This window comes from Paraburkholderia sp. J11-2, assembly GCF_905220185.1.
Classification (GTDB): domain Bacteria; phylum Pseudomonadota; class Gammaproteobacteria; order Burkholderiales; family Burkholderiaceae; genus Paraburkholderia.
Genome location: NZ_CAJMYY010000035.1, coordinates 68,007 through 87,826, shown reverse-complemented (window position 1 = coordinate 87,826; position 19,820 = coordinate 68,007). Strand labels below are relative to the sequence as shown.

The following is a 19,820-nucleotide window of genomic DNA, read 5'->3' as shown; positions in this document are numbered from 1 at the left end:
ATGAGGTCGCCGAACGAGTCAGGTCTTGCACCGAAATGACGAAACGAAATCGTTTAAGCATGATAGTTGAACTGGATGCTCGAAGGGCCACATTTTGCCGCCACCCTCGAGGGTCCGCTTGTGGCCGAGGTCTGCGAGATGTAGTCGTCCCTAGTCCACGGCGGATTCAACCGGTCGATGCAGCACCCCACGGGCTCGCAAAGCCCTTAGTGTGTTGCATCGACTGGTTGAATCCGCCACCCTCACCAGCCATTCGCCCGGTTCGGTACCCGAAGACGGCTATCAAGTGTAGAGGCGACTTTCTCGACCCCGTTTATGCCGCGTAGTGGTCAACCCTGGGCAATTTTGGCGCGCAATGAAAAACGACTCGAATCGGCTCGATAAAAAATAGACGCTCCAATCATTGTCAAAGGATCGCGACCGCCTCGCCGGCAGAGTCCTAAATCGGGTATGTCAAGCCAAATCTCGTCACTCCTGTCTAGCGTCACCTCATATGAGGATCCCGACGCGGAACAGTCATTCGATCCGGGATCCCCCGTTGCACCGCGTCGTTTTGACAACATCCATAACCTGCGCGATCTTGGAGGGCTGCACGGCCACGAGGGCAGGCGCATCAGTGCGGGGCGCCTTTTCCGCAGCGGCAACCCTGGGATGGCCAGTTCCGGCGACATTGATCGGCTTCAGACGCTTGGACTGGACGTAGTCATCGACTTTCGTTCGCCCGAAGAGAAGTCCGATGAAGAAAGCGCATTTGGTGCCGTATTTAACTGGCTGCCATTACCGGTGCTGGAAGGCAGCATGAGTATGGCCGAGCTGGTGCCGCGCCTGAAAAGCGCGACACGGCAGGAAATGGATGACTTCATGCTGCAGGTGTACCGTGACTTTCCTCTGAAGCATCAGTCCGTCTTCGGTCGGTTCATGAAGGCGGCGGAGGCGGGTCTGACGTTGCTCTATCACTGCAGCACCGGAAAGGACAGAGCTGGCTTTGCGACCCTCCTGCTACTGTCAGCGCTCGACGTCACGCCCGAGACGATCCTCGCGAACTATATGGAATCCAACCACCGGAACCGACTACTCGTTCGAGGGCTCTTGGCCCGTCTGGATTCGCTCGGGATCGCACATGGCGTAGCGATGCCGCTGCTGGAGGTCCGGCCCGGTTATCTGCTGGCGTCGCTTCAGACAATCCAGCAGGAATGGGGCAGCACAGCAAGGTTCCTCAGCGAAGCTCTGTCCGTGGATGTCGAAAAGCTACGCGTGCATTACTTGGAGAGCATCAACTGACTTCAGCGGCGGAGGCAGTCGATCCTGGGGCACTCGTTAGCATGAAGGGATGTTCATTCGAAACTGAGGAGGAAAGAATATGGCAACGAAGGAAGCGAAAGATTTGCAGGTCGGTGACGTGGAAGTACGTAACGGTATGAGCCGTCACAAGATCACCGCCGTCGTGCCCATTGTCCGCCTCGGTGGTTATGTGGAAGTCCGAAGCCACCAGGTGGGCAAGCCGGACAACACAACCGTCGCCACGGTCCCTGCACATATGCTGGTGAAAGTGGCCGACGACAAGACGCTATGATCACGTGAAGCTCAGCTCCCCCCCGCTTATCCCTCTGGTGCCAAAGACCAGTTGGGGTGTAGAGACAGCACCGACCACGGTTGACTGTCAAACAGCAGGAAAAGCCGAAAGACCGCTCATCTCCTGCAATCGAATGTCCGGTAACAAGGGAGGACTCGCCTTTTGAATGTCCCATCTGCCAGACAACCGGGTGACTCTTCCTGGCCGACTGCCGCCCGACGTGTCCAACAGATTCACGCGATGTGCGTTGCGCATCTCTCCCACGATGCAAGGATAATTTTGACGGTTGGCCGTCATGAGCTCCAGAAGCCTACACTTTTCGGACCAATCGCGCTGGCCCAGCGTTCGCAGTCGCACGAGTTTCGGTCAAGGGAGGCGCGAATATGCATGTCGAAAAGCACGTCGACCGGGTGGACCGGGCGCGCTTCACGTTTGACAGCTCGATCTACGTGAACCCAGGATGAATGAGATCTATGCGCTCGGCACATCCATGGCTCGGCCCGTTCGCTTGTGTGCCACTGTGGGCGTGCTGTGGACCGTGCCTTGCGTAGAATCCCCGCACGAATAAAGGTGCCGGGGCGTGGAGACGTCAATCAGGCAAGTTCAGCGGTCCCTGGATGAGCTCCCAATGTAGAACAAGGTCGCGGGTTTCTGCATCGTAGCTTTTCAAGCCCAAGTGTTCGACAGCTATCCCGATCAGGTGAATCATCGCTGCATTGGCCGCGTGCAGCGTGATCGCATATCGGAATAGTCAGGTCCGAAGCGATACCCGTTGAGGTATCCGCTTTCGTCGGCGCACATGTTACGTTCCAGCGCGGCGACTGTGGCGTGCGCTCTGTTACCGGACGTGTGCCGATATGAAAGCTCATATAGCAGTTCGAGCCCGCTTTGTCGCGCGAGGGAACCCGGCCTGTCTTTGCGATCGGTAACCCGCTCATTGCTGACGGATTGTCACAACAAATTCCAATCTGGGCACCGGGCGGTGCGCTCGCGCTGCTCGACTCACTCATCGAACCTTACGAACTCACTGGCGTCGACGCTAGCCAGGCGCGAGTGGAGAGTGCCGAACGCGCCGAGTACGCCCCTGAACTCACCAAAGTTCTCTAACGCGGTTTTCAATCTGCGCGAGGACTTGGCATTGAGCGACTCATGCAGCGAGCGAGCATCCGAGTGTCATGGGACGTCTTGGCGCGATTCAATGTCTGCGTCCGGCGGGACCTGACAGTCAGATTTGAGGACGTTATTCCCGGCAGATTTTTGTCCTTCGCGACGCGAGCATGGATCGACATGGACGCAGCCACGTTCTACGTCGTCGAGCCGGACGACGTTGGCGATCCCGGCTCAGGTGCGTACGCGGTTGCGTCGGCCTTTGCTAGCGATACGCGACGAATCGCCCACGACTGGCTCGCCGCTTGGGGGGCCGCAAAGGCGGGGCACCGGGCTGAGGCGATCAAGACTGCCGCGAGTGTGGAGGCTGAGCAGAAGCGGGCCCGCGCGGAGCGCGAGGCAGCTGCCAGCGCCGCATTCCAGCGATTATCAGAAGAGTCAGAGCGACGTCGGCAGAAGAGGTCGACAACCAAGCTGGGTGGCGGTGATCGGCAACCTTCAAGCAGGTGCTGGAGATCCAGAGGTGCGAGTTATCACGAATCCGCTAGACCAGCTCGAACTGCAACCGACGACGTCGGTGCAGTTCGCCGGCGTCCTCGCTGCAAGAGCACTCACTTTCCAATTCACACTCCAGGACTTGCCCGAGATCGACGAAACACTGTGAACCCGCACGAATTCGTCGAAGGCAATTGTCGATAGCCGTTCGATAGACATATCGGTGCTTGCCGTTTGGGGATGTCTCTTATCGCTTTACTCCGGCCTTCCGACGGGTGACAGATTTAATGTGCTCTACGACGTCTTTTTCGGCAAAACTGGCGTAGACAGTGAACCCAGAAATGTCGCAACCTTCGCCTTGCTAGTCTTCTGCAATTGAGCCATGAGGGCGTGATCGATTCGCTTCAGCCCGTAAGTTTGAGCGATGTCGTGCTGCAATCGGCACCAGAGATGACTGGCGATCTCAGCGTCAACCATCGCTCGGTGCGCACGACCCGATTTCGGTAATCGAAGCATCTCCGCCAAGCTAGATAGGCGGTGACTCTGGGCGCGTGGGTAGATCCGCCTGGACACGAGCATCGTGCAAGCAAACGAATGCTCCGCTGGCACTCCAAGAAGCCCCAGTTCTGCCTGCCAAAACCGCTTATCGAAACCGGCGTTGTGGGCAACGACGGGATGGTTTCCAACAAACGCTGCAGATTCCCTCATGACTTTCGATACAGGAGGAGCCGATGCGATCATGTCGTTCGTGATGCCTGTGAGAGCAGCGACATCGGACGGGATGCGCCGTCCTGCGTTCATCAAGCTCTGGTAACGATCAACAATCCGACCGTCACGCAGGAGGATGACGGCAATCTCGGTAGCGCGGTCGCCCAGATTCGGCGAAAGCCCGGTTGTTTCGAAGTCGAGTACCGCAACGGTCTGCATGTTTCTTTCGTTCACTAATCAGTTGATGCCGTAATACGCACGCTTCCCCATGCCTAGCGAGCCAGGCAAGACGCACCTTGATTTGTTCGCCCGGCTGCCGCTCAGGCCAGTTCGCCAACCAACGACACACTCGGAGACAGGACTTGCAGGGTATCCGTGGCGATGCGCCCGGATCTGGATGCGTTGGATGAGTGGCGTATTCTACGCTTCGTCACCGCTATTTCTTATATCGACGCTAACGCCGTCGACAGTTACTGGGGCGAACGTGGAGAGTTGACAGATGCAAACGCCTGGAATGACGCGAAGCTCAGGCGCTGCGCTTTCCTCTCGCTGGAGTTGTGGATTGCGAGTTCACCGGCATCGGGAAAACCGGCGCCTTCAGCGGAAAGCGGGCAGGGGACCGAGTAAGGTGGATTCTGTCATCTAGGAGTTTTAAGTGAAAAGCGTTCCATTATGATAAGAATACTTATCACAATAAAATCATAATACCGGCATTTCACCTATGTCCCGACGACCTACCGCTGTCGACGAGCATTGCCAGAATCAAAAAACCGCGTTCGAATCGCCTGGCCCTTGCGAAATCGTCGGACAAGAGGCCACGGATGGATGGGGGACCACGCCCGTTCGTATAAGGCGACAATGCTCTCGATGCACATGCCCCTGAGAACCACCAGAGGGTCACATCAGGGGAAACCCTCAAACCGCCACGTTTATCACGCTTGTTTGCGCCCGCCAGGCCGTCTCGCGAGGCTGCGCAGCCCCATCCCGCCTGCTCCAGGCCCCATTGAATAACCAGGTCTTATAAAGAGGGTAACTGGCACTGATGGTGCGTGTCCGGTTTTTTTGCCTCCTTATCGTTCAAACCATGGAGTGTCATTCAGATCCTCGGCGACCCAGGCCGTACCACTATTGAAGAGCGCATCGATGAGCACGTTGCATCCCTATGCAGGTATTTTGACGGCAGTTCCCACTCCTCTCGACGCAGACGGCCATTTCGTCGCCGCGCCGCTTGCCGCGCAGATCGGCAGGCTCATCGAAGCCGGCGCGGACGGTGTCGTGCCGCTCGGCGGCACGGGCGAGTACACGGCACTGTCGTTCGCGGAGCGTCTGCGTGTCGTCGAAACGTCGCTCGAAGCGGCGGCCGGCGCGCTGCCCGTCGTGCCGGGCATTCTCGCGCCAGGACTTGGCGACGCCATCGACAACGCCAAGGCCTTTGTGAAGGCCGGCGCGAAGGCGCTCATGGTCGTCACGCCGTATTATTTCCGGCCTACACAGGAAGGCATCGTCGAGTACTACCAGCGTTTCTCCGATGCAGTCGACGCCGACATCATTCTCTACGAAATCCCGTATCGCACGGGCGTCTCGCTCCATTACGAAACCGTCGCGAAGCTCGCCGCGCTCACGCGCGTCGTCGGCATCAAAGCCTGCAATCCGGATCTCGCCACGCAAATGCGCGCGGCCGAACTCTGCGCGTCGAAGATCGCCATTCTGAGCGGCGAGGAAGACGTGCTGCCGCTGCACGTCGCCATGGGTGCCGTAGGCGGCATCATCTCCAGTTCGAACCTCGTGCCGAAGCAGTGGGCGCGTGTGCTCGCGCTGGCGTCGAACGGCCAGCTCGAACAGGCCGTTGCGCTGCACGCCACGTTGCGCCCGCTCATCGACGCCATCTTCGCCGAGCCGAATCCCGCGCCCATCAAAGCCGCGCTGACGCTTCAAGGCCTCGCGTTCGGCGACGTGCTGCCGCCGCTCAAGCCTGCTTCGGCGGCGCTGCGCCAGCGCCTCGCCGACGTCATGGCGCCGCTCGTCGCGCGCGAGGACGCCTGTTCCCCATCCGCGGCGGGCGTTTGAGTCGCACTGAGACCATCGATACGTTAAGAGAGAAGACCATGTCATCCGATAACAACATCATTCTTCCGCGTCGTCGCTTTCTTCAGGCGGCGGGCGCCACGCTACTCTCGTCGGCCGTTGCCGCGCCGATGATCATCACTTCACGCAAGGCGGCCGCTGCGAGCAATCTCACGGTCGTGAGCTGGGGCGGCAACTATCATCAGGGTGTTGACGAAGCGCTCGCCAAGCCGTTCGAAAAGGAATTCGGCGTGCACGTGACGCTCGTCGACACGCCCGATCTTGCCCGCGTGAAGGCGCAGGTGATGACGAACAACGTGCAATGGGACGTGTTCGATGCGGTCGGTCCAATGGCGATGACGGGTGCGAAAAACGGCTATTGGGAACCGCTCGATCCGGCATTGTTCGACCGCAGCGACCTGATTGCGCCGATGACGAAATTCGCCGTGCCGTTCTACGGCTTCACGGGCGGCATTTGCTGGGACAACAGCAAGCACCCGGCCGGCAAGCACCCGGAAACCTTCGCCGATTACTTCGACGTGAAGAAGTTTCCCGGCCAGCGCACGCTGCGCAACCGCGCGAGCGAAACGCTCGAAATCGCCTTGCTCGCCGACGGCGTGCCGCCGGAAAAGATTTATCCGCTCGACGTCGACCGCGCGTTTCGCGTACTGGACCGCATCAAGCCGTCTATCGGCAAGTGGGTGGACCAGACGCCCCAAACGGTCTCGCTCGTGGAAACGGGCCAGGTCGATTACAGCTACACGTATTCGACGCGCGTGAAGGCCGCACAGGAAGCGGGCAAGCCGATCGACTTCTCGTTTAAACAAACGCTCACCGGTCTCGAGTATCTCGTCGTTCTGAAGAACGCGCCCAACAAGGCGAACGCGATGAAGTTCGTGCAGTTCGCCATGCGCCCCGATCGTCAGGCGGCGCTCATGGATTATCTCGGCAACACGCCGGCGAGCAAGAAGGCGCTCCCGCTCGTCAAACCCGACGTGCGCAAATGGCTGTCGGACCCGAACAACAAGATGAACCTCATCAGCAACGATGTCTGGTGGACCGACCATTACGACGAACTCACACTGCGTTTCAAGGAGTGGGTGCTGTCGTAACGTCGAGGTAAAAAAGGCCGTCGCAATAGCGGCGGTCGTATGGTCAGCAGTCAAGCATTTCAGCGGTAGGAGGAGTGATGAAAGGCAGAAAGGATGGGTTGCTGTACGTCGGCCCGGCAACGGTATTTTTATTTCTCGTGGTGTTCGTGCCGCTGATGTATGTGGTCTACACGAGTGTCTGGGTGAATGACGGCTTGTCGCTTTCGGCCTATCAACGCCTCTTCGGCAGTGAACTCTTCCTGCGCACCTTGTGGTCGACGTTTCAGATCAGCATCTGCGCTTCGTTGTGCAGCCTGCTGCTCGGCTATCCCATCGCCATGCATCTCGCGAAGCAAACGCCGAAGAAACGGGCCCTCTACATGGTGCTCGTGCTGGTGCCGTTCTGGACCAGCATTCTCGTGAAGAGCTATGCATTCACGGTCCTGCTCGGCCGCGACGGGCTGGTCAACAAGCTGTTGTCGGTCCTGTTCGCCACGCATGTCCAGCTGCCGATGCTGTTCAACCGCTTCGGCGTGATGGTCGGCATGACCAACTATCTGATTCCGTTCATCGTCTTTCCGGTCCTCGCGAGTTTGCTCGCTATCGACCAGTCGCTGTACCGCGCTTCGGAAATCATGGGCGCGAAGCCGCCGCGCATCTTCTTTCGCATCACGCTGCCACTGTCCATGCCCGGTGTCGCGGCCGCGGCGCTGAGCACCACGGTCATGTCGATGGGCTTTTTCGTGATTCCTGCGCTGCTGGGCGGCCGTAAGGACGCGATGATGTCCAATCTCGTCGACTTCTACACGCGCGAAACAATGGACTGGAATATGGCGTCGGCAATCGGCGTGATCCTGCTCGGTATCGTCACGCTCGCGGCGCTCGGCGCGGAGCGGTTCCAGAAGCGCGATTCAAAAAAGGTGATGGCATGAGCACATCGATGCAAGCAGGGTTGCCGGCAGTCCGGCGCGGTGTCGTGGTCGATGGGCTCGCGCGTCGTTACGCGCGGCTGCGCAACGTCATCGCCATTCTGGTGTACGTCTTCATTCTGGTGCCCACGCTCATCGTCATTCCGATTTCGTTCGGCGGCGACGGCGAGCTGACGTTCCCGCCGCGTGTGTGGTCGATGTCTCTGTATGTGCATCTCTTCACGTCGGATAGCTGGGTCGGACCGATCCTGCAGAGCCTGAAGGTCGCGAGTCTCACCACGGTCGTTTCCGTGCTCCTGGGCGTGCCTGCCGCATACGGGCTCGTGCGCCACGAATTCCCCGGCAAGCGCTTTGTGATGTTGCTGCTCATGAGTCCGATTCTGGTTCCCGTGATCGTGATGTCGCTCGGCCTCTATTTGTACCTGTCGCGGCTGCATCTGGTCGGCTCGACGCTTGGCCTCGTCGTGAGTCATGTCGCGTATGTCACGCCGTTCATGATGATGACGGTGATGGCCGGCGTGAAGAAGCTCGACCCGGCGCTCGAATTCGCCACCACGATCATGGGCGCGGAGCGCCGCACCGTGTTCTTCAAGGTGGTCCTGCCGCAGCTTCGCCCGTCGATTCTCGCGGGCGCGCTGTTCGCGTTTCTCGTGTCGTTCGACGAGGTCGTTATCGCGTGGTTTCTCACGAGCCCCGAAACGACTACGTTGCCGGTGCGGATGTACAGCAGCATTCAATGGGATATTTCACCCGTGATCGCCGCCGTTTCCGCACTGCTCACATTGCTTTCGCTGGTTTTCTGTTGCGTGTCGGTTTGGCTTCAGCCGGCTGCGCCCGAATCGTCGCATTGAGGTTGGAGAAAAACATGTCACACGTTCTACTGGATAACGATGGCCGTCCGCTGCCAGGCATCGCGCAAGCGGCCAAGGAAGCCTCGGGCAGCGTCGCGGCGACGCAGCGCAACACTGAAGAGATGATCGTTTTTCGCGGCGTGAGCAAGCATTACGGCAGCGCGATTGCGCTGCACAGCACGGATTTTTCGATCCGCAAGGGCGAATTCCTGAGCCTGCTCGGGCCGAGCGGTTCGGGCAAGAGCACGATCCTCAACATTATCGCGGGCGCCGTCGCGCCGACCGAAGGCACCATCGTGCTCGACGGCAAGGACGTGTCGACCGTGCCGCCGCGCGAGCGCGGCCTTGGCATGGTGTTCCAGAACTACGCGCTGCTGCCGCATTTGAATGTGTTCGACAACGTGGCGTTTCCGCTGCGCATTCGCGGCGTCGCGAAGTCGGAGATCCAGCAGCGTGTGCGCAACGCGCTCGAGCGCGTCGGGCTCACGGGCTACGAGAATCGCAAGCCTCGCGAGATGTCGGGCGGCCAGCAGCAACGCGTGGGCATTGCGCGCTGCATCGTCTATTCGCCTTCGGTGATCCTGATGGACGAGCCGCTCGGTGCGCTCGACAAGAAGCTGCGCGACCAGTTGCAAGGCGAGATCAAGCGCCTGCACCGCGACCTCGGCACCACACTCGTCTACGTCACGCACGATCAGGAAGAGGCGCTCAACCTCTCTGACCGCGTGTGCCTCATGAACGGCGGCCGCATCGCGCAACTCGGCACGCCCGACGAATTGTATTTCGAGCCCGTCAACGAGTTCGTCGCGGACTTCGTTGGCGAGTCGAACCTGATCGAAGGCGTCGTGCAGGCCGAAGGGGTGGTGCGTGTTTCCGCGAATCGCGTGCTCAAGGTGCGCAGCACGCAAGGGCACGCGATCGGCTCGAAAGTCAAGGTGCTCGTGCGCCCGGAAAAGATCGACGTGGTGGAGAAAATGCAACCCGAGGACGACAACACGTGCACGGGCACGATTGCGCAGGTATCGTTCGTGGGCGGCATGACGCGCTTCGAGCTGACGCTCGCAGACGGCGCGACGCTGCTCGTGAAGGGTATTTCGGCGCGCGCCGCGGAGCGCGCGAACGTGGGGCAGCAACTGGCCGTGCGCTGGGCCGCGCGCGACGCCGTCGTGTTGAGGAAGTGAACGAACCATGAATCAAGCCATGATTATCGAGGCGATGCGCGAACTCGCGGGCGTCGCCAATGTGCTGGAGCGCGACGCCGACATGGCGCCGCATTTGATCGACTGGCGCAAGCGCCATTCGGGACGCGCCGCGTGCGTCGTGTTTCCGCGCGACACCGCGCAGGTGTCGCGTGTCCTCGCATGGTGCAACGCGCGCGGCGTGAAGGTGTTTCCGCAAGGCGGCAACACGAGCGTGTGCGGTGGCTCGGTACCGGACGCTTCCGGTAACAGCATCCTGCTGAATCTCGCGAAGATGAACCGCATCATCGAGGTCAACGCCGACAACAATTCGATGACCGTCGAGGCCGGCTGCATTCTGGCCGATCTCCAGCAAGCCGCCCTCGACGCCGACCGCATTTTTCCGCTCACGCTCGGCGCGGAAGGCTCGTGCCAGATCGGCGGCAACATCGCGACGAATGCAGGCGGCACCAACGTGCTGCGCTTCGGCAACACGCGCGATCTCGTGCTCGGGCTCGAAGTCGTGCTTGCCGACGGGCGCATCTGGAACGGCATTCGCACGCTGCGCAAGAACAACAGCGGCTACGATCTGAAGAACCTGTTGGTGGGCGCGGAGGGCACGCTCGGCGTGGTCACGCAGGCTGCGTTGAAGCTGTATCCGCGTCCGCGCGCGACGGCTACGGCCATGTTGGGCGTCGATACCGTGCACGCCGCCGTGCGGGAAGGGCTCAAGCTTCAAGCCGCTTTTCCGGGCGAACTGGTCGGGCTCGAACTCATCTCGCGCAGTGAATTCGAAATCTCGCTGCGTCATGCCGCGAAGGCGCGCAATCCGTTCGACAAAACGCCGGCGTGGATGGTGCTCGTCGAACTGGCGGCTTCGTCGGGCGACGATGAAGCAGTCGCCGCGCGCTTGACGGATGCGCTCGCGCCGTCGTTCGAAGCCGGCGTGATCGTCGACGCGGTGGTGGCCGCGAGCGCGCAGCAGCGCGCGGACCTTTGGCACATCCGTCATCACGTGACCGAGGCGAATGGCCGCGAAGGCATGGGGCTCACGCACGATATCGCCGTGCCTACGTACCGCATTCCCGACTTCATGGAGGCCGCCGAGAAGACGCTCGAGGAGCACTATCCGCAGGCCACGCAAGTCGTGGTCGGCCATATGGGCGACGGCAATCTCCACTACATCGCCATGTTTTCGCACGAATACTGGGCGAGCGTTGCGGACAAGGCCGCTCTGCAGCTCGCGCTGAGTCATCGGCTTTACGACATCGCGGCGGCGATGGGCGGCACGTTCAGCGCGGAGCACGGCATCGGCTCGCTGCACGTGCCCGAGATGTCGCTCTACAAGGACGCGAACGAAATCGCCTTGATGCGGCAAATGAAGCACCTGCTCGATCCGAACGATACGATGAATCCGGGCCGTGTCGTGCCGGCAGCGTCACCCTCGCTTCCCGCGTAGTTACGCAGGCCGTTCCCCTCAACATCACCGCAATGCCTCCCGCATGACTTCCCCGATCTTCGATTTTCATCGCGGCACCGTGCCGCTGCTCGTTTCCATTCCGCATCTGGGCACGGCCATTCCCGCCGATATCCGTGAGCAGTTGACCGACGTTGCCGGCGAAGTCGCCGACACCGACTGGCATCTCGATCGCCTCTACGCGTTCGCGAAAAAGATGGGCGCCTCGGTGCTGGGCGCGCGCGTGTCGCGCTATGTGATCGACCTGAACCGGCCGGCCTCGGGCGAAAGCCTCTATCCGGGCCAGAGGACCACCGGCCTGTGCCCGACCGAAACGTTTCGCGGCGAACCGCTGTATCGCAATGGCGCCGGCCCCAACGCCGCCGAAGTCGCGCGGCGTCTCGACCGGTACTGGCGCCCGTATCACGCGCAACTGCGCGCCGAACTCGACCGCTTGACGGCTGAATTCGGCGCCGTGCTGCTGTGGGAAGCGCATTCGATCGCGAGCGTGCTGCCGCGCCTTTTCGAGGGCAAGCTGCCCGACCTGAATATCGGCACGAACAACGGACTGAGTTGCGACGCCGGCGTGCTCGACGCGATCACGCGCACGCTCGACGCTCAGCCGTTCACGTGGATCGCCAATGGACGCTTCAAGGGCGGTTACAACACGCGCGCGTATGGCGAGCCGCAGAAGGGCGTGCACGCGGTGCAGCTCGAAATGTGTCAGTCGACGTATATGAGCGAGACTTCGCCGTTTGAGTACCTGCCTGAAGTCGCGGGCGAGGTCGAGCCGGTGGTCGAGCGCATGGTGACGGCGGCGTTTGAGGCGGTGCGAGCGATGGGACGCTGAATGCGCGATCCAGGCTAATGAAAAAGCGGGCATGGCCCGCTTTTTTTGTTGGCGCATCGCACATGCCGCATCGCAGGCGCAAAAAAAGCCGTCTTCGCGAAGGCATCGAGAAGACGGCGAACCGGTTACTGCGTGAGGATTGAGACAGGAACAGGCAAGTAGCGCGGCGCGAACGCCGCGCAGCATTACAGCGCTTGAGCGAAGGCGGGCACCGCCTCGAACAGATCGGCAACGAGACCGTAATCGGCCACGCCGAAGATCGGAGCATCGGCGTCCTTATTGATTGCCACGATCACCTTCGAGTCCTTCATGCCCGCGAGATGCTGGATCGCACCCGAAATGCCGACTGCGACATAGAGTTCCGGCGCGACGATCTTGCCGGTTTGCCCGACTTGCAAATCATTCGGCGCATAGCCCGAATCGACGGCGGCGCGCGACGCGCCGATCGCGGCGCCCAGCTTTTCGGCGAGCGGATCGAGGCGCGCGAAATCTTCGGCGCTGCCAAGGCCGCGACCGCCGGACACCACCACACGCGCCGAGGTGAGGTCGGGCCGGTCGCTTGCCGCGATCTCGCGGCGAATAAACGACGAGAGGCCGCGATCGGGCACGGCCGGCGCTTCGGCGATCGACGCGCTGCCGCCTTCCGGCTGCGCCGCTTCGAATGCGGTCGTGCGGATCGTCGCGACCTTCACGGCGTCGCTGGATTGCACGGTGGCGATGGCGTTACCGGCGTAGATCGGGCGCTGGAACGTGTCCGGCGCGTCGATGGCGATCACGTCGGAGATTTGCGAGGCGTCGAGCTTCGCGGCCACGCGCGGGGCGACGTTCTTGCCGAACGCGGTGGCGGGGAAGAGTAGATGGGAGTAGTCGGCAGCCAGCGCCAGGACCTGCGCCGCCACATTCTCCGCGAGGGCATCGGCGAGATGCGGCGCATCGATCAGCACGACCTTGTCGACGCCCGCCACACGGCTCGCGGCTTGCGCCACGGCGCTCGCGGCATGACCCGTCACGAGCACGTGCACGCCGTTGCCGATCTGTTGCGCGGCGGCGATCGTGTGCAGCGTCGCGGGCTTCAGTTGACCTTCGCCATGTTCGGCGATTACGAGAGTTGTCATTCAGATCACCTTCGCTTCGGATTTCAGTTTTTCGACGAGCGTGGCCACATCTGGCACGATCACGCCGGCTTTGCGCACGGGCGGCTCGACGACCTTGAGCGTTTTCAGGCGCGGTGCGGGATCGACGTTGAGTTGCTCGGGCGTGAGCGTGTCGATCGGCTTTTTCTTCGCCTTCATGATGTTGGGCAGCGTGACGTAGCGCGGCTCGTTAAGGCGCAGATCGGTCGTCACGATGGCGGGCAGGCGCAGCGAGACGACTTCGAGACCGCCGTCCACTTCGCGCGTGACGGTGGCCGTGCCATCGCCGATTTCGATCGCGCTCGCGAACGTCGCCTGCGGCCAGTCGAGCAGGGCGGCGAGCAGCTGGCCCGTTTGACCCGCGTCGTCGTCGATGGCCTGCTTGCCGAGAATGACCAGTTGCGGCTGCTCTTTGTCGATCACGGCCTTCAGCAGCTTCGCGACGGCAAGCGGCTGCAATTCCACGGCGGTTTCCACGAGGATGCCGCGGTCCGCGCCGATGGCGAGCGCGGTGCGCAGCGTTTCCTGGCTTTGCGCGACGCCGCACGAGACGGCCACGACTTCCGTGGCATGGCCCGCTTCCTTCAGGCGCGTGGCCGCTTCGGTGGCGATCTCGTCGAAGGGATTCATCGACATCTTGACGTTGCCGATATCGACGCCGCTGCCGTCCGCTTTCGCGCGGACCTTCACGTTGTAATCGACGACGCGCTTGACTGCGGTAATCACTTTCATGCTGGTTTCCTCGGAATACTCAACGATATTCGTTCATGGTGATGCGACAGGCGATAACGTGACGAGCACGATGCGCGCGCCTGGCGTGGCGGGCGCGACGGCCAGCGGCGCGCGCACGTCGGCGAACGTGGCGTATTCGCCCGATGCGAGGCGCGTGTGTCCGGCTAAGCTGCCGCCGATATCGCACGCGCCATCGAGCGCCAGCACGAGCGCCACGCCGCCGGCGTCGACAGTCACGCTCGCGCCGAGTGGGCGCACCGCGACGCGATACTTTTGCGCCGCGTTCATCACGTTCAGCACCGTGACTGCGCCGCCCACGAGGCGCGCGTCCCACGCTGCGTTGCCCGTGTATTCCACGGCTTCGTTCGGCGTGAGCGACACTTCCAGCGCGCCTTCGCGCAGCACGACGCCTGCGCCGCGCAGTACGAACGACACGCGCGTCATGCCGGCAAAACGGGAGTACGGGCCATCGCGCTCGACTTCGGCGATGCTCACGCGCCATGCGTCTGCGTTTGCATTCGCGTTCGTGGCAAGCGTGCGTGTCACGCCGCCGCCGTTGCGCCACGCTTCGCGCGGCAGCGCGGCGAGCGCGCGTACGTTGGCGGTGTTCATCGGCACGGGGTCACGCACGCTCACGACACGGCGCCAAGGCCGTATTTGCCCGTCAGCAGCGCGCCCGTTTCGAAGCGCTCGATCGAATACGGGTCGAGCGAGACATCGGTCGGCAGACCAAGCGCTTCCTGGGCGAGTACGCGGCCCACCGTCGGCGAAAGCTTGAAGCCGTGGCCCGAGAAGCCGTAGCCGACCACGAGGCCTTCGATGCCGGGCAGGCGGCCGAGCACCGGATTCCAGTCGGGCGTGACGTCGTAGACGCCGGTCCACGACGACGCGATGCCCGCCGTTTCGTAGGCCGGGAAGCGCTCGGCCACCTGCGCGCCGACTTCGACGACGTAGTCCATCGGAATGTCGCCTTGCTCGGTTTCGGCGGCGGCGAGCTTTTCGCCCACGATGCCTTCGCTCACCAGCATCTGACTGCCGCCGTAGCTGCGGTAATAGAGCATGCCGGGCGAGGCCAGGTCCTTGAATACCGGCATCGAGAAGGTGTACTTCGCCGCGTCGCATTCGAGCGCGAGCACGGCGTGGCGTTCGGGCATCACGGGCAGGTTGCGGCCGGTCCAGCCCGCAAGTTCAGGCGTCCAGATGTTCTGTGTGCTGATGACGACGCCCGCTGCGAAGTCGCCCGCGCTCGTCGATACGCCGACCACGCGGTTGCCTTCGAACAGGATCTTGTTGACCGCGACGTTCTCGCGGATCGTCACGCCGCCGCGGCGCGCGGCGCGCGCGAAGCTGGTGGCGACGAGATACGCATCGGCGAAACCGGCTTCGGGCTCGTAGCCGATCAGGGCGGCGTCGTCGAAGCGGGCGATCGGCAGCAGTTCATGCGCGGTTTTCGCGTCGAGCAATTCGAGCGGCACGCCCTGGGCCTTTTGCTGATCGAGCGACGCGCGCAGCGGCTCGAGCTTGTCGCCTTCGCTCGCCACGATCATGTAGCCGCACTTCACGAGTCCACAGGACGCTTCTTCGTCGCCGAGATAGGCCGGGAAGTTGTTGAAGACTTCCCAGCTCTTGAGCGCGAGTTCCACGTTTTCCTTGACGGAGTAGTGGGTCCGCAAGATGCCGGACGACTGCGAGGTCGTCCCGGCGCCAATCGTGCCGCGATCGAGCACGAGCACGTTCTTCGCGCCGAGCTTCGCCAGTTGAAATGCGACGGAGCTGCCGATCACGCCAGCGCCAATCACGACCACATCATATTTGTCCACGGTTTCGCGTCCTTTCCTGAGCAAAGGGTATGGGGCGAAGTGTGAGACGCCATAAACCGCGGCGCGCCAATATAAGCAGGATCGATGCTTAGTAAAAGCGGGCGTCGCACTGCCGCCGCGCACAGGCCGTGCGCGCGGTATTCGGGCGCTATCCGCGCGGTTCTGGGTGGCGCTTGCCTTACGCGGGACTGGCCCGGTCGCATTCGCAGCGACGCGCACAGAATCACCACGACTGGACGCGCTCGCGTCGCCGCATTGAATTCACGCCATCGCAAGACCAACGCGGGCTTGATTGCTGCATAAGCACCGGTGATGTCGCAGGCATCCGCTATCCGGCAACGTAGGATGGGTTTCAGGCCGGTCGTGCCGCTTCGCGCGGCGCGTGCCGGGAACTCCACAAGGCTGCGGCCCTTGCATGTGTGTGCGAGCCGCAGCCGTCCCGCACAGTCAGATATCGGTTGAAATGGACACGAAGACCTTCGCAGCGCGGTTTGGCCCGCGCGAATCGATGGAGTATGACGTCGTCATTGTCGGTGGAGGGCCGGCCGGTCTTTCCGCCGCCATCCGCCTCAAGCAGATGGCGCAAGAACGCAACGCTGATGTGAGCGTGTGCGTGCTCGAGAAAGGTTCGGCCATCGGCGCGCATACGCTCTCGGGCGCGGTCATGGACCCGCGCGCGCTTTCCGAGCTGATTCCCGACTGGAAGGAGCGCGGTGCACCGCTCGACGTACCGGTGACCGAAGACCGTTTTCTCTTCCTTTCCGAAGGCGGCGCGAGGCCGGTGCCCAACTGGCTGCTGCCCGATAACTTCAGGAACCACGGCAACTATGTCGTGAGCCTCGGCAATGTGACACGCTGGCTCGCGGAGCAGGCCGAAGCGCTGGGCGTGGAGATCTTCGCGGGCTTCGCAGCGGCGGAAGTGCTCTACGGCGAGCACTGCGAAGTGCGGGGCGTGGCGACGGGCAACATGGGCGTCGGCAAGGACGGGGAGCCGACTGCGAACTTCCAGCTGGGCATGGAACTCCACGCGCGCTATACGCTATTCGCGGAAGGCGCGCGCGGTCATCTTGGCCGCGAGCTGATCGGCCGTTTCAAACTCGACGAGGGCGCCGATCCGCAGGTATACGGACTCGGCATCAAGGAACTCTGGGAGATCGATCCGGCCTTGCATCAGCCGGGCCTCGTGATACACACCGCGGGCTGGCCGCTCGAAAGCGACACCTACGGAGGCTCGTTTCTCTATCACCTGAACGACAACCAGGTGGTGGTGGGGTTCGTCGTGGGGCTCGGGTACACGAATCCGTATTTGTCACCGTTCGAGGAGTTTCAGCGCTACAAGACGCATCCGGCGATCCGGCGCTTTCTCGAAGGCGGCCGGCGTCTGTCGTATGGCGCGCGCGCCATTGCGGCGGGTGGCCTCGTGTCGATGCCCAAACTCGTGTTCGCGGGCGGCGCGCTCCTGGGTTGCGAGGCGGGCATGCTCAACGCCTCACGCATCAAGGGCAGCCACGCGGCGATCGCCTCGGGCATGATGGCGGCGCAAGCGGCGTTCGACGCGTTGCAAGCGGGGCGTGGCAACGACACGCTCGAGGCGTACCCCGAGGCCTTCGAGCAATCGTGGCTCAAGGAAGAACTGCATCGTGCGCGCAATTTCAAGCAATGGATGAGCAAGGGCCTCTATCTCGGCAGCATGATGGTCGGCCTCGAGCAAAAGGTGCTGGGTGGACGCGTGCCATGGACGCTTCACCATCATCATTCGGATCACGAAACATTGCGGCCGGCAGCGCAGTGCAAGCCGATCGCCTATCCGAAGCCCGACGGCAAGCTCACGTTCGACCGGCTTTCTTCGGTGTTTCTCTCGAATACGAATCACGAAGAGAACCAGCCCGCTCATCTCACGCTCAAGGATGCGAGCGTGCCCGTGCGTGTGAATCTCGACCACTACGCGGGGCCTGAAGCGCGGTTTTGCCCGGCGGGCGTCTACGAGTTCACGGGCGATGAAGGCGCGAGCGATCGCACGCTAGTCATCAATGCGCAGAACTGCGTTCACTGCAAGACCTGCGATATCAAGGACCCGACGCAAAACATCGTGTGGGTCACACCCGAAGGCGGCGGCGGACCGAATTATCCGAACATGTAAAGCAAAAGGGCTCATCGTCGCGATGAGCCCTTTTTTCATGCGTCCCGGCGATCGCCGGGACGATGAACCGCGCCTGGCGCTTACACGCCGAAACGCCACTCGCGCGTGGGCAGGTAGGTTTCCTTCACGACGCGCGGCGAGGCCCAGCGCAGCAGGTTCAGATACGAACCGGCCTTGTCGTTCGTGCCGCTCGCACGGCCGCCGCCGAACGGCTGCTGGCCGATCATCGCGCCGGTCGGCTTGTCGTTGAGGTAGAGGTTGCCCGCGGCGTTCACGAGCACGTCCTCGGCCTGATGCAGCGCGAAGCGGTCGGTGCAGAAGATCGAGCCGGTGAGGGCGTACGGGCTCGTCGCGTCGATCAGCGTGAGCGTGTCGTCCCATGCGTTGTCGTCGTACACATACACCGAGAGGATCGGCCCGAACAGTTCCTCGGTCATCAGCGCGTGCTTCGGATTGCTCACTTCGAGCACGGTCGGCTCGACAAAGTAGCCGGGTTCCGACCACGTCTTGCCGCCGCTCACGAAGGTGACAGCCGAGTCGTCCTTTGCCGCGGCCAGCACGCGGCTCAGCTTGTTATGCGAGGCTTCGGAAATCACGGCGCCCATGAACGTGCTGAAGTCGGCTACGTCGCCCACTTTCAGCTCGGCAAGGCGCGCGCGCAATTCCTCGCGCACGGTGGACCACAGGCTGCGCGGAATATAAGCGCGCGAGGCGGCGCTGCACTTTTGCCCTTGATAGCCGAACGCGCCGCGAATCAGCGCGATGGCGACTTCGGACGGATGCGCCGACGCATGCGCGAGTACGAAGTCCTTACCGCCCGTTTCGCCCACGAGGCGCGGAATCGTACGGAACGAGTCGACCTTGGACGCCACGCCCTTCCAGAGCGACTGAAACACCGCCGACGAGCCCGTGAAATGAATACCCGCGAGATCGGGCGAGGCCAACGCCACGCGTGTGGTGAGTTCGGCTTCGCCCGGCACGAAGTTGATCACGCCCGGCGGCAGGCCCGCCTCTTCGAGCGCTTCGAAGAAGATGTAATTGGCGAGCGCCGACTTTTCCGAGGGCTTCCACAGCACGGTATTGCCCATGATGGCGGGCGCCGTGGTCAGGTTGCCGCCGATGGCCGTGAAGTTGAACGGCGAGACGGCGTAGACGAAACCTTCGAGCGGACGCCAGTCGGCGCGGTTCGCGGCGGTTGCGACCGACATCGGCTGCTCCGCATACACGCGTTGTGCGTTGTAGGCGTTGAAGCGCAGGAAATCGATCAACTCGCAGGCGCTGTCCGGCTCGGCCTCTTCCACGGTCTTGCTCTGGCCGAGCATGGTCGCTGCGTTGATCTTCATGCGCGAACGCGTGGCGATGATCTCGGCGGCGCGATGCAGGATCGTTGCGCGGCTCGCGTGCGTGAGTCGGGCCCAATCTTTCGCCACGCGTTTGTTGCTCGCAATCGCTTCCTGGACCTGGGCTTCAGTGGGCCGGTGGATGCGGGCGAGCAGGCGCTGCGTGTCGTGCGGTGCGCGCACTTCGACGACGTCGTTCGAGAAGTAGCGCTTGCCGTCGATCACGGTGGGGATCTCGACCACGTCGCGCTGTTCGAGCTCCTGGCGCAACTCCGCTTGCGCTTGCGTGCCCGCGCCGAAATGCACTTCGGGTTCGTTCGCGGGCTGCGGGAATTGAGGACCTGAAATCACAC

Annotated in this window: 17 protein-coding genes; 11 read left to right on the top strand and 6 right to left on the bottom strand. The window is 62.3% G+C overall.

All coding sequences use genetic code 11. The features are described 5' to 3' along the window. Positions 1 to 450: 450 nt before the first annotated feature. Both U5A57_RS35405 and U5A57_RS35400 read left to right on the top strand, forming a co-directional pair. Positions 451 to 1,281, top strand: a complete 831-nt coding sequence (locus tag U5A57_RS35405; RefSeq protein ID WP_321916333.1) for a tyrosine-protein phosphatase — start codon at positions 451 to 453, stop codon at positions 1,279 to 1,281. Positions 1,282 to 1,360: 79 nt separating this feature from the next. Then, on the top strand, positions 1,361 to 1,573 hold the full coding sequence (locus U5A57_RS35400) for a hypothetical protein (RefSeq protein WP_321916331.1): 213 nt from the start codon (positions 1,361 to 1,363) through the stop codon (positions 1,571 to 1,573). 1,896 nt (positions 1,574 to 3,469) lie between these two features. Here the strand turns inward: U5A57_RS35400 and U5A57_RS35395 are convergent. After that, positions 3,470 to 4,102: a 3'-5' exonuclease gene (locus U5A57_RS35395; RefSeq protein ID WP_321916329.1), complete on the bottom strand. Its 633-nt coding sequence runs from the start codon at positions 4,100 to 4,102 to the stop codon at positions 3,470 to 3,472. Positions 4,103 to 4,258: 156 nt separating this feature from the next. Between U5A57_RS35395 and U5A57_RS35390 the strand changes: the two genes are divergently transcribed. From U5A57_RS35390 to hutG, 8 genes are all read left to right on the top strand, one after another. Continuing rightward, the gene (locus U5A57_RS35390; protein WP_321916328.1) at positions 4,259 to 4,510 is read left to right on the top strand and encodes a hypothetical protein; all 252 of its coding nucleotides are present in this window, start codon (positions 4,259 to 4,261) and stop codon (positions 4,508 to 4,510) included. Positions 4,511 to 5,026: 516 nt separating this feature from the next. Further along, positions 5,027 to 5,950, top strand: coding sequence for a 4-hydroxy-tetrahydrodipicolinate synthase (gene dapA / locus U5A57_RS35385; RefSeq protein ID WP_321916327.1), 924 nt, complete (start codon positions 5,027 to 5,029; stop codon positions 5,948 to 5,950). 38 nt (positions 5,951 to 5,988) lie between these two features. Next, positions 5,989 to 7,059, top strand: coding sequence for an ABC transporter substrate-binding protein (locus tag U5A57_RS35380; protein ID WP_321916326.1), 1,071 nt, complete (start codon positions 5,989 to 5,991; stop codon positions 7,057 to 7,059). Positions 7,060 to 7,136: 77 nt separating this feature from the next. Beyond that, entirely contained in the window at positions 7,137 to 7,970 is an 834-nt protein-coding gene (locus U5A57_RS35375) for an ABC transporter permease (RefSeq protein ID WP_321916324.1), read from the top strand. Further along, positions 7,967 to 8,818 carry an ABC transporter permease gene (locus U5A57_RS35370; protein WP_321916323.1) on the top strand — a complete coding sequence of 284 codons (852 nt, stop codon included), beginning with the start codon at positions 7,967 to 7,969 and terminating at the stop codon, positions 8,816 to 8,818. The genes U5A57_RS35375 and U5A57_RS35370 overlap by 4 nt, the downstream gene beginning before the upstream one ends. 14 nt (positions 8,819 to 8,832) lie before the next feature. Continuing rightward, positions 8,833 to 9,999 (top strand): ABC transporter ATP-binding protein, encoded by a 1,167-nt coding sequence (locus U5A57_RS35365; RefSeq protein WP_321916321.1) that lies wholly within the window; start codon positions 8,833 to 8,835, stop codon positions 9,997 to 9,999. A 7-nt stretch (positions 10,000 to 10,006) separates the two neighbouring features. Continuing rightward, the gene (locus U5A57_RS35360) at positions 10,007 to 11,455 is read left to right on the top strand and encodes an FAD-binding oxidoreductase (RefSeq protein ID WP_321916320.1); all 1,449 of its coding nucleotides are present in this window, start codon (positions 10,007 to 10,009) and stop codon (positions 11,453 to 11,455) included. A 43-nt stretch (positions 11,456 to 11,498) separates the two neighbouring features. Continuing rightward, positions 11,499 to 12,302 (top strand): N-formylglutamate deformylase, encoded by an 804-nt coding sequence (gene hutG, locus U5A57_RS35355; protein WP_321916318.1) that lies wholly within the window; start codon positions 11,499 to 11,501, stop codon positions 12,300 to 12,302. Positions 12,303 to 12,487: 185 nt separating this feature from the next. Here the strand turns inward: hutG and U5A57_RS35350 are convergent, their stop codons facing one another. From U5A57_RS35350 to U5A57_RS35335, 4 genes are read right to left on the bottom strand one after another with little or no spacing between them, the layout of a single operon-like run. Next, entirely contained in the window at positions 12,488 to 13,417 is a 930-nt protein-coding gene (locus U5A57_RS35350) for an electron transfer flavoprotein subunit alpha/FixB family protein (protein WP_321916317.1), read from the bottom strand. Further along, positions 13,418 to 14,167: an electron transfer flavoprotein subunit beta/FixA family protein gene (locus tag U5A57_RS35345; protein ID WP_321916316.1), complete on the bottom strand. Its 750-nt coding sequence runs from the start codon at positions 14,165 to 14,167 to the stop codon at positions 13,418 to 13,420. 33 nt (positions 14,168 to 14,200) lie between these two features. Further along, on the bottom strand, positions 14,201 to 14,803 hold the full coding sequence (locus U5A57_RS35340) for a HutD family protein (RefSeq protein WP_321916314.1): 603 nt from the start codon (positions 14,801 to 14,803) through the stop codon (positions 14,201 to 14,203). Then, on the bottom strand, positions 14,800 to 15,987 hold the full coding sequence (locus tag U5A57_RS35335; protein ID WP_321916312.1) for an FAD-binding oxidoreductase: 1,188 nt from the start codon (positions 15,985 to 15,987) through the stop codon (positions 14,800 to 14,802). The genes U5A57_RS35340 and U5A57_RS35335 overlap by 4 nt, the downstream gene beginning before the upstream one ends. Positions 15,988 to 16,450: 463 nt before the next feature. Here U5A57_RS35335 and U5A57_RS35330 point away from each other — a divergent pair, with 463 nt between their 5' ends. Continuing rightward, positions 16,451 to 18,127 carry an electron transfer flavoprotein-ubiquinone oxidoreductase gene (locus U5A57_RS35330; protein WP_321916310.1) on the top strand — a complete coding sequence of 559 codons (1,677 nt, stop codon included), beginning with the start codon at positions 16,451 to 16,453 and terminating at the stop codon, positions 18,125 to 18,127. 80 nt (positions 18,128 to 18,207) lie between these two features. Here the strand turns inward: U5A57_RS35330 and pruA are convergent, their stop codons facing one another. Then, on the bottom strand, positions 18,208 to 19,818 hold the full coding sequence (gene pruA, locus U5A57_RS35325) for an L-glutamate gamma-semialdehyde dehydrogenase (protein WP_321916309.1): 1,611 nt from the start codon (positions 19,816 to 19,818) through the stop codon (positions 18,208 to 18,210). Positions 19,819 to 19,820 lie beyond the last annotated feature (2 nt).

Excerpts from the sequence above, each read along its gene's own strand:
- U5A57_RS35375 (WP_321916324.1), top strand. The coding sequence starts at position 7,137 with ATGAAAGGCAGAAAGGATGGGTTGCTGTACGTCGGCCCGGCAACGGTA.
- U5A57_RS35350 (WP_321916317.1), bottom strand. The coding sequence starts at position 13,417 with ATGACAACTCTCGTAATCGCCGAACATGGCGAAGGTCAACTGAAGCCC.
- U5A57_RS35365 (WP_321916321.1), top strand. The coding sequence starts at position 8,833 with ATGTCACACGTTCTACTGGATAACGATGGCCGTCCGCTGCCAGGCATC.
- U5A57_RS35370 (WP_321916323.1), top strand. The coding sequence starts at position 7,967 with ATGAGCACATCGATGCAAGCAGGGTTGCCGGCAGTCCGGCGCGGTGTC.
- U5A57_RS35360 (WP_321916320.1), top strand. The coding sequence starts at position 10,007 with ATGAATCAAGCCATGATTATCGAGGCGATGCGCGAACTCGCGGGCGTC.
- U5A57_RS35405 (WP_321916333.1), top strand. The coding sequence starts at position 451 with ATGTCAAGCCAAATCTCGTCACTCCTGTCTAGCGTCACCTCATATGAG.
- U5A57_RS35345 (WP_321916316.1), bottom strand. The coding sequence starts at position 14,167 with ATGAAAGTGATTACCGCAGTCAAGCGCGTCGTCGATTACAACGTGAAG.
- U5A57_RS35395 (WP_321916329.1), bottom strand. The coding sequence starts at position 4,102 with ATGCAGACCGTTGCGGTACTCGACTTCGAAACAACCGGGCTTTCGCCG.
- U5A57_RS35330 (WP_321916310.1), top strand. The coding sequence starts at position 16,451 with ATGGACACGAAGACCTTCGCAGCGCGGTTTGGCCCGCGCGAATCGATG.
- hutG (WP_321916318.1), top strand. The coding sequence starts at position 11,499 with ATGACTTCCCCGATCTTCGATTTTCATCGCGGCACCGTGCCGCTGCTC.
- dapA (WP_321916327.1), top strand. The coding sequence starts at position 5,027 with ATGAGCACGTTGCATCCCTATGCAGGTATTTTGACGGCAGTTCCCACT.
- U5A57_RS35380 (WP_321916326.1), top strand. The coding sequence starts at position 5,989 with ATGTCATCCGATAACAACATCATTCTTCCGCGTCGTCGCTTTCTTCAG.
- U5A57_RS35400 (WP_321916331.1), top strand. The coding sequence starts at position 1,361 with ATGGCAACGAAGGAAGCGAAAGATTTGCAGGTCGGTGACGTGGAAGTA.